Here is a 10,129-nt window from a genome sequence, read left to right as displayed (position 1 = left end):
ATGCGAAAACGCGGATTTAAATGGATTTTTAAAATTTAAAAAACGTTGATTTTTTGTTCTAATTTAACTGTAAACAGAAAATTATAAACATTGCTCAGGTTTCAACCTTGGGACGCAATATAATCACAATCCGCACCCCAAGGTTAAAACCTTGGACAATGAATAAATAAAATATAAAAATCCGTTTTAATCCGCGTCTTTACGAAGTAAATCCGTAAAATCCGCGTTCAATCAAACATCAAACCATTAAACAAAAAAACATGACCTTAGAAAATATCCAAGCACAGTTACCATACAGCAAACCTTTTCTATTTGTAGATGAATTGCTCCATGTAGACGAAAATAGTGCTATTGGAACTTATACTTTTAAAGAAGATCTAGATTTTTATAAGGGCCATTTTAAAGATAATCCTGTAACTCCAGGAGTAATTCTGACCGAAACAATGGCGCAAATTGGCATGGTCTGTCTAGGTGTTTACCTATTAGGAAATAACTTTAATAAAGATACTGTAATCGCTTTTACATCAGCCGATATGCAATTTTTAAAACCTGTTTATCCAAACGAAAAAGTAACAGTAACTTCTCAAAAAACATTTTTCAGATTTGGAAAATTAAAATGTGATGTAGTAATGACAAACGAAGCCGGGCAAGAAGTCTGCAAAGGCATTTTGGCTGGTATGATTACAAATAGATTATGAGCAAACGAGTTGTAATAACAGGATTAGGCGTTGCTGCTCCAAACGGAGTTGGAATCAGCGAATTTAGCCATGCCATAAAAAACGGAATATCAGGAATTCGGCATGATACTCAGTTGGAAGAACTTCAATTCTCTTGTCAAATAGCAGGAAAACCTGAAATCTCCGAAGAATTAAAAGCTCAGTATTTTACAGAATTGGAACTTCGTGGTTTTAGCAGCACAGGTATTTTGTATGGTATTATTGCAGGTATCGAAGCATGGAAAAATGCAGGATTATCTATAGAGATTAACGATGATCCTGATTGGGACAGCGGAATCATTTTTGGCTCTGGTACATCAGGAATTGATAAATTTCGCGAAAGCATATATAAAATAGATGAACTTCAGGTTCGAAAATTAGGCAGTACTGTTGTGGCTCAAACCATGAATAGCGGTATTAGCGCTTATCTTGGCGGCAAATTAGGGCTCGGTAATCAGATTACCACAAATTCGTCTGCCTGCTCAACAGGAACCGAAGCCATTTTAATGGCATACGATCGTATACAATCTGGACAGGTCAAACGCATACTAGCAGGAAGTACGGGCGATAGCGGACCTTATATTTGGGGAGGCTTTGATGCACTTCGCGTTTGCAGTTCAAAATACAACGATAATCCTGAGAATGGTTCACGACCAATGAGTGCCACAGCTGCAGGGTTTGTGCCTGCAAGTGGTGCAGGTGCATTAGTAATTGAAGATTTAGAAAGTGCCTTAGAACGTGGCGCGACTATTTATGCTGAGATATTAGGCGGAAATGTAAACTCAGGCGGTCAACGCGGTAACGGAAGTATGACAGCTCCCAACAGCACAGCTGTACAACGCTGCATTACCGACGCAATTAGTAATTCCGGAATTTCTGCAACTGATATTGATGCCGTCAACGGACATCTTACCGCAACCACAAAAGACAGTCTTGAAATTGAAAACTGGACTATTGCATTAAACAGAAAAGGAAAAGATTTTCCGTATATCAATTCCTTAAAAAGCATGACTGGGCATTGCTTAAGTGCCGCGGGAAGTATCGAAAGTATTGCCGCAATATTACAAATTCATGAAGGCTTTATATTTGGAAATATCAATTGCGATGATCTTCATTCCGAAATTACTGCATTGATTGATCCATCTAAAATACCTTTAAAAACAATCGAAATTAGTCCAACTATAATTGCCAAAGCCAGTTTTGGTTTCGGTGACGTAAATGCCTGCATTATCTTTAAGAAATTTAAAAAATAAAGCTATGAACAAAGAAGAACTTATCGCTAAACTAAAATTGATAATAAAACCATACACAACTAATACCGAAGCGTATGACAACCTTAATGAAAATAGCGATTTCATTAACGATCTAAATATCAATTCGGCTAACTTGGTAGATATTGTACTGGATATTGAAGAAAATTTTGATGTAGTAATTGATAATACTGATATGGAACGTATGCTCAATGTAAAAGCTGCCGTAGAAATCATAGAAACTAAGTTATCCGAAAAATGATTGGTAATGATGTCATAGATATACTGCAATCGAGACAGGAAAGTAATTGGCAACGCAAGGGATTTGTACAAAAACTATTTACACTAGACGAACAATTGCTTATTTCAAATGCACCAAATCCTGAAATTATGGTTTGGCTGCTTTGGAGCATGAAAGAAGCGGCTTATAAAATTTATAACCGACAAACCAAAATAAGGGAATACATCCCGCAAAACCTCGTTTGTTCGATCACATCTCAAAACCAGAATACTGCTACAGGAATTGTTACTTGTTTTGATACTGTTTACTACACCAAAACAACGCTGTCTAAAGACCATATCCATACTATTGCAGTCAATATTTTAGACAATCTAAATGATGTAACAGAAATCGAAAGAAAGTCTATTCTAAAAGATAAAAACGGTATCCCCTACTTACTCACTTCTCAAAATGCTATTCAGAACGTATCAATAAGTCATCACGGGCGATTTGAAAAAGTGGTGACTATTCTGCAAATTACCCCAGCGGGGTAAAATATCTATAGAATTTTAATAAGACAAATAAAAAAAGCTCCATAGGAGAGGAATATATTTAGATTCTGAAAAAATATTGCTCCTATGGAGTTTTGTATTGTGAAGATCATTTATCTCCTTGAAAATTTAGAATCATTCTATCAGTTTTTATCTGGTTATCAAACGCTTTTTGAAGTAACTTCATAATGAAATAACAACAGGTGCACTAATGGAAGCTGAAAATCATTATATCAACCGAAGCGGCTGGCTTAGAGCAGCTGTTTTAGGTGCAAACGACGGAATTTTATCTACAACCAGTTTAGTTATTGGTGTTGCTGCCGCAACTACCACACGAGAGCCTATTTTACTCGCCGCAGTAGCAGGTTTGGTTGCGGGAGCACTTTCTATGGCAGCAGGAGAATATGTGTCTGTAAGCTCACAATCTGATGTTGAAGCAGCTGATTTAAAAAGAGAAAGTCATGCTCTGAAAACCATGCCCGAAATTGAACTTGAAGAACTCACGGATATTTATGTACAAAGAGGATTAAGTAGACCTTTAGCACAACAAGTTGCTTTGGAACTAACCGCTTATGATGCTCTCGAAGCTCACGCCAGAGATGAGCTGGGAATAAACGAAATCACACAGGCAAATCCATTAATGGCTGCTTTTGCATCGGCAGTTTCCTTTATTGTTGGTGGATTATTACCCGTTTTGGTAGCCGCATTTGCTCCCATATCCAGCATGGTATTTTATCAATATGCTTTTTCGATACTGTTTCTTGCTTTTTCAGGAGTTTTGGCCGCTAAAGCAGGAGGTTCAAACATATTAAAAGCAGTACTTCGTATTTGTATTTGGGGAACATTTGCAATGGTAATGTCGGCACTTGTAGGATATATTTTTGGTGTTCAGACTACTTAAAAGAAAAGAGCAGCCCAAATCAGGACTGCCCTCTTACCAACAATTAACTAAATAATTCTTTTAATCGATATCAATCTTTTTGACTTTATGACTTTCAAACTTTCGACTTACTTATTCATCTCCACCATTCATAAAAGTCATTAAAAGTGTGTAAGCATTCTTAATCACAATTTTGGATGATTTATCAATAGTCGAAGATTTAATTTGACGGAAACCATCAGTCGTAGTTCCGGGTTCTACTGCAACCATTTTGTATTGATTATTTCCGCTTAAAGCGAAAACAAAAAACTTGCCCTGCCATCTTACCACAGCATCTTCTGGAACTGTAATCGCTTTCTCGTTTTCAAATTCCGCTTCAGCATTAATAAAAAGCCCCGGAATTAGTGCATTATCATATTGATTTACTTTACAAATAACTTCCGCCGCACGATCATCATTAAGACTGCGGTTGATATACGCAATCTTTGCAGAGAATCTCTTCGAAGGATTAGCATTCGTAAAAGCACTTACCGTTTGTCCTGTCGAAAGTAAATGAACATCTTTTTCAAAAGCATTCATTACCAATACAATATCGCTCATTTCCATCAATTCAAAAAGCATATCTGTTGGGGCAATATATTTCCCGACATTTACATTAATCTTAGACACAACACCATTTATAGGCGAAACAATCGAAACCGTTTTACTGATATTTGACGCTGAAAGTGTTTTGACATTAATTCCTAATAAAGATAATTTTTGTGCCAATGACGACATATAAATACGCTGCGTCTGCATTTCTGTAGCTGTTTGTTCATACAATTTATCACTGCTTGCCTTCTTCGCATTTAGTTCTTTTTGTCGGTCGTACTCGCTTTTAGCCAATTGAAATTTTTCTTTCGCCGTAAGGTAATCCTGTTGCAGTTGTATGTATTGCATATCCTCGACAACGGCTAATAATTGCCCTTTTCGAACATGCATTCCTGCCATTAAATCTGTTTTTTTTATATAGCCGCCAAGCGGAATACTAACCGAAACGACACTTTTTGGCGGAACGGTTACAGTTCCCTGAAGTTGTAATATTCCTTTTACTGTTCTTTCTTCCGGATTTCCCACAACAAGTCCTGCATTTTTAATCTGTTCGCTGCTTAACTGAATGGTATTTTCCTGTTTTTGTACTGTTTCCCTCTCTTGATTCTTTTTATCACTGTTACAAGAAACCAGCAATAAAAGACCAAAAACCGCGATGATATATGTTTTCATTTTATTATAAATTAGTGAGAGTTTGAAGATTTATGATCGCTTTATTGTAATCGTTAATCCTGTCGAGATATTCATTTTTAATGGTAATTGCCTGATTTACGACCAAAACCCATTGCAAATAATCAATATCTCCATTTTCCAGTTGGCTGTTTGCCGCATCAATAATAACAGTCGCATTTTTAAGTCCTTCATTCTCATAATAATTAAGGCTTTCTTTATACTTTTCGGCTTCACTAACCGCATTGGCGATTTCAGTTGTCATTTCAACTTTTACCGATTCTGCCATCATTTTGTAATTTTCGTATTCTATTTTTGCCGCTTTATTGCGCGCGGATTGACTCGAAAAGAATAACGGAATCGATAGTCCCAGATTCACATAACTAAACCTGTGACTCTTATCATAATAAACTTCCTGACCTGCAGCACTGGTTTGTGTACCAATAATGCTTAGATTATTATATCCTACTGTAATATCCGGCATTAGTTTAGCCTGTTCCGCTTTCCATTTCCATTTTGCCGCTTCTGCTTCATGATTTGAAAGTTGAATTTGCGGAAGTTCAGCTGTATTTATTTTTTCATTTAATGAAATAGCAAAATCATGTTTGATGTTTACCGAAATAGGAACATGCACTACACTATCTTGCAAAATTGTATTAAAAGATTTCAGTGTAATCGCAATATCTTTATTGACCATCGTAAGCTGATTGGTATAAAACTGCCTTGCCGATTGCGAAGCACTTTTTTCTAATACATTGGTTTCTCCTGCTTTATAACGTAAATCGGATTTCTGTTCCATTAATCGGTAAATAGAATCGGCGTAAGCCAATAACTCCTTTTTACTGTTGAGCCAGATATAGTAATAAAACAAGCTTCTCACATTCGATTTAATCTGTTGCGAAGTCAATTGTGAAGCTGCTTTGGCAACATTATAATTTTCCTGTAACGCTTTTTTCTGATTACTGTATAAAGTAGGAAAAGCAAAAGTCTGACTCACACCAAAACGAGAATCATTAACACCGCTGTTAAACTGACCATAATCAGCATCTAAAGCTAATTTTGGAATATCATACCCTGATTTTTGCAATTGTTCTTTGGACTTTTCGTTAAGATGAGCCGATTTAATTCTTCTGTTATGCTGAAGCGCAATCGACAAAGATTCGTCGAGAGAAACAGGCTTTTGCTGCGATTGCACTGAAGCTGTTACCAATAAAGCGACAAGTAATAAAGTCACTTTATCCATTTTATTTTTTTTGATTTTTTTCGAAAATACTTTAGTGTGATACGTCATTAAATAAATAGCAGGAAGTACAAAAAGTGTCAGCAAAGTTGCTGTTATCAATCCGCCAATAACTACTGTTGCTAATGGGCGCTGTACCTCTGCTCCTGCTCCGTTACTTAGAGCCATTGGCAGAAACCCTAAAGAAGCTACCGCTGCCGTCATTAATACTGGACGTAATCTGTTTTTGGTTCCTGTAATAATGATTTGGAATGGATCTGTAATTTCATCCTGTTTCTGTATTCGGTTAAATTCAGATATTAAAACAATTCCGTTTAAAACTGCTACACCAAAAAGCGCAATAAAACCAACACCCGCCGAAATGCTGAAAGGCATATCACGCAGCGCCAATCCAAAAACACCACCAATTGCCGATAACGGAATGGCTGTAAAAATGATAATTCCTTCTTTAAACGATCTGAAAGCAAAATACAATAAAGCCAAAATCATAAACAAAGCTGCTGGAACCGCAACTCCCAAACGTGATTTTGCCTGTTGCAAATTCTCGAAAGTTCCGCCATACGTAACATAATATCCAGGATCAAATTTGATCTGGCTGTTGACTTTTTTCTGCAATTCTTCCACGATAGATTCTACATCACGACCTCTTACATTAAAACCAACGATAATTCTTCGTTTAGCATCTTCACGCTGAATTTGGTTAGGTCCTTCAACCTCTTTTACAGAAGCCACTTGATACAACGGAATCTGCATTCCGGAACGGGTTGAGATTAAAAGATTTCTAACATCCGAAATGTCTTTTCGTCCGCTCGCTTCCACTCTTACCACCATATCAAAACGCTTTTCGCCTTCGTAAATACTTCCGGCTACAGCACCTGCAAATGCAGCATTTACAGTTTGATTAATATCGGAAACATAAATACCGTATTTCGCCATTTCTGCCCAGTCATAATCAATTACAATTTGAGGCATTCCGGTTACTTTCTCGACATACAAATCTGTTGCGCCTTCGACCGTTTTACTGATTGAACCTAATTTCTCCGCATATTCGGCAAGCTTGTTTAAATCTTCTCCGTAAATTTTACAAACTAAATCCTGTTTGGCTCCCGTCATTAATTCATTAAAACGCATTTGCACGGGAAACTGAAAACCTGTTGTAACTCCCGGAGCTGTTTGTTTTACAGTTTCGGTCATTTTATCTGCCAGTTCCGGAAACGAAGAAGCACTTGTCCATTCTGATTTATCTTTTAGTACAATAATCATATCTCCGCCCTCAATAGGCATTGGATCTGTTGGAATCTCGGCACTACCAATTCTCGAAACTACTTTTTCAACTTCAGGATATTCTTTTTTAAGTGTATTCGAAATTTTCTGAATGGTTTCTGTTGTTGTCGAAAGGTTAGTTCCTAACAACAATCGGGTTTCTACCGCGAAATCGCCTTCTTCTAATTGTGGAATAAACTCTCCTCCCATTCGGCTAAAAAGCAGCAAAGCAATTCCAAATAAAACAAAAGCCGAGATGACGATTCCTTTTTTCATCTTTAAAGCTTTGGTCAGCCAATTTTCATAAAGTCCTTCCAATTTTGTCATAATTCGGTCAGAAAGATTGGGTTTATGACTAACCTTTTTACTGATGAACAAAGCGCTGACCATTGGCACATAGGTAAGCGACAGAATGAAAGCTCCCAAAATGGCAAACGCTACAGTTTGCGCCATTGGTTTGAACATTTTACCTTCAATTCCTTCCAGTGATAATATTGGGAGATAAACAATCAGAATAATGATTTGCCCAAATACCGCTGCATTCATCATACGTCCGGCTGAACTCGTAACTTCTTTGTCCATTTCTTCCTGCGAAATGGTATCGATTCCTTTGTATTTTTTGGCACTATGAATATGATGCAAAATCGCTTCAACAATAATCACGGCGCCATCGACAATTAAACCAAAATCGAGCGCACCTAGACTCATCAAATTTCCGCTTACGCCAAAAGTGTTCATCATAATAATGGCAAACAGCATGGCTAACGGAATAACAGAAGCTACGATAAATCCCGCTCGTAAATTTCCTAGAAAAAGTACCAGAACTAAAACAACAATCAAAGCTCCTTCGATTAAGTTTTTTTCAACCGTGCCAATGGCATTGTCGACCATTTTAGTACGATCTAAAAAAGGCTCAATTTTTAGACCTTTTGGCAGAATCTTTTCGATTTCTGCAACACGTTTTTTTACATTAACGATAACATTATTGGCATTTTCGTCTTTCAGCATCATCACAATTCCACCCACAGATTCGCCAATATCATCTGTTGTTAAAGCACCGTAACGTATCGCCGAGGACATTTTTACCTCGGCAATATCTTTGATTAAAATTGGAGTTCCTGCCTGAGTATTTTTGACAATAATATTTTGAATGTCTTTAATATTTCGCTTTAGTCCAACACTTCGGATATACAATACAGTTGGTCCTTTTTCGATATAAGCTCCACCTGTATTTTCGTTATTACTGCTTAAGGCAGTAAAAACTTCTTTTATAGTCAGGTTTTGTGCTTTTAATCTCGACGGATTTACGGCAATTTCGTATTGTTTCAACTTTCCGCCAAAAGTAGCCACATCAGCAATTCCAGGTGTTCCCAAAAGTTGTCTTCGAATTGTCCAGTCCTGAATGGTACGCAAATCTTCGAGAGAATATTTGGTTTCGTAACCGGGCTGCGGTTTTAAAACATATTGGTAAATTTCGCCCAAACCTGTTGTTGCGGGAGCCATTTCGGGAATACTGGCATTCTCTGCAATTTCTACTTTTTGCAAACGTTCTGCCACCTGCTGACGTGCCCAATACACATCGGTATCATCGGCAAAAACAATGGTTACCAACGAAAGTCCAAAACGGGAAATGCTGCGGCTTTCTTTTAACTGCGGAATGTTACTGATCGCCTGTTCAATCGGAAAAGTAATTAAACGTTCTACATCTTCTGCCCCCAGAGATGGAGCGGTTGTAATAATCTGAACCTGATTGTTGGTAATGTCAGGAACGGCATCAATTGGTAAACGGGTCACTTCAAACACACCGTAGATAATCCACAGCAAGGTGAAAACCCCAATTACCAGTTTATTTTTAACTGAAAATTGAATGATCTTATTGAGCATGATTTGATTTAATTTTTTAGAAATAATAATGTCATGGTCAAAACATCAAAATGTCTTAACCACAATAAAATCTTAGAAATTAAATTATGCCAAAGGAGGTCTGAATACTGCAAACAATGCAGGATTAGAATATAAGTTTGAAGTAAACGGAATTATGCCAGACTCTGAAAAATCGGCATTAAAAGGAATATCAAAAATGTGTTTTTCTGCGGGAACAAATACAAGCTGAAACGAAGCGCTAGAAATATGCTTAAAAGGAAGCTGCATATCGCGGTCAGAATCATTATCGTTGATGTCTTCTCCCCAATAATGCATTTCTAGAAAATCAATAAAACTTACATTGTGTCTTTGCTGATGTTCATTGTAATGTTCAATCAATATGGGCAATTTATAAAACTGCTGAAAGAACCCAATATTGGATACAATGAGAAAGATGAATATGTAGACTATGATTTTTCGCACCACACAAATTTAGGCTATGTAATAAAATAATCCTTAACCTTAAGTAAGATCTAAGAAAGTTTTACCATTTTATAAGAATTCACTAATAGAAATTTAATTTATACCAGCATAATTTGTAAAATTATAAAATATTATCAATTTTGAAATATTTTTTTGTAGTTGTTATAATACATTAATCTCTTTTTTGCTTTGGGTTTACCTATTCTGTTCTAAATCAAATTGGAAAAAAAATCTAATACTCAGAATCTTAAATAGTGTTTGAATAATTTATTTCTGAACCTAAAATTAATTTTATATTCGCATTTATAAAACCAATGAAACATTACACAATAACGGATTGTTTATCTTCAAAACTAAAATAAAAATACTACCACAACCCAAAAAAAACTATGACCCACAAATC

General features: G+C 36.4%; 8 protein-coding genes. 5 read left to right on the top strand and 3 right to left on the bottom strand.

Annotated elements, in window-relative coordinates; genetic code table 11:
• The first annotated feature begins 260 nt into the window (after window positions 1-260).
• The 5 genes from BOW55_RS19830 (at window position 261) to BOW55_RS19810 (ending at window position 3,638) form a co-directional block, all read left to right on the top strand.
• Complete coding sequence (locus BOW55_RS19830; protein WP_129026096.1) at window positions 261-698, top strand: 3-hydroxyacyl-ACP dehydratase FabZ family protein; 438 nt, start codon at window positions 261-263, stop codon at window positions 696-698.
• Window positions 695-1,969 carry a beta-ketoacyl synthase gene (locus BOW55_RS19825; RefSeq protein WP_129026094.1) on the top strand — a complete coding sequence of 425 codons (1,275 nt, stop codon included), beginning with the start codon at window positions 695-697 and terminating at the stop codon, window positions 1,967-1,969. Before BOW55_RS19830 ends, BOW55_RS19825 begins: the two co-directional genes overlap by 4 nt.
• A 4-nt stretch (window positions 1,970-1,973) precedes the next feature.
• Window positions 1,974-2,228: an acyl carrier protein gene (locus tag BOW55_RS19820; protein WP_129026092.1), complete on the top strand. Its 255-nt coding sequence runs from the start codon at window positions 1,974-1,976 to the stop codon at window positions 2,226-2,228.
• Window positions 2,225-2,740: a 4'-phosphopantetheinyl transferase superfamily protein gene (locus tag BOW55_RS19815; RefSeq protein ID WP_129026090.1), complete on the top strand. Its 516-nt coding sequence runs from the start codon at window positions 2,225-2,227 to the stop codon at window positions 2,738-2,740. Before BOW55_RS19820 ends, BOW55_RS19815 begins: the two co-directional genes overlap by 4 nt.
• Before the next feature lie 208 nt (window positions 2,741-2,948).
• The gene (locus tag BOW55_RS19810; RefSeq protein WP_129026088.1) at window positions 2,949-3,638 is read left to right on the top strand and encodes a VIT family protein; all 690 of its coding nucleotides are present in this window, start codon (window positions 2,949-2,951) and stop codon (window positions 3,636-3,638) included.
• Between the two features lie 111 nt (window positions 3,639-3,749).
• Here the strand turns inward: BOW55_RS19810 and BOW55_RS19805 are convergent, their stop codons facing one another.
• The 3 genes from BOW55_RS19805 to BOW55_RS19795 all read right to left on the bottom strand — a co-directional run bounded on the left by BOW55_RS19805 (window position 3,750) and on the right by BOW55_RS19795 (window position 9,642).
• On the bottom strand, window positions 3,750-4,880 hold the full coding sequence (locus tag BOW55_RS19805) for an efflux RND transporter periplasmic adaptor subunit (protein ID WP_129026085.1): 1,131 nt from the start codon (window positions 4,878-4,880) through the stop codon (window positions 3,750-3,752).
• 4 nt (window positions 4,881-4,884) lie between these two features.
• Window positions 4,885-9,264 (bottom strand): CusA/CzcA family heavy metal efflux RND transporter, encoded by a 4,380-nt coding sequence (locus BOW55_RS19800; protein ID WP_129026083.1) that lies wholly within the window; start codon window positions 9,262-9,264, stop codon window positions 4,885-4,887.
• An 84-nt stretch (window positions 9,265-9,348) separates the two neighbouring features.
• Complete coding sequence (locus BOW55_RS19795) at window positions 9,349-9,642, bottom strand: hypothetical protein (protein ID WP_241686633.1); 294 nt, start codon at window positions 9,640-9,642, stop codon at window positions 9,349-9,351.
• Window positions 9,643-10,129 lie beyond the last annotated feature (487 nt).

It is taken from the genome of Flavobacterium sp. YO12, from assembly GCF_004119495.1.
Classification (GTDB): domain Bacteria; phylum Bacteroidota; class Bacteroidia; order Flavobacteriales; family Flavobacteriaceae; genus Flavobacterium.
This window is presented reverse-complemented; position numbering and strand designations above follow the sequence as displayed.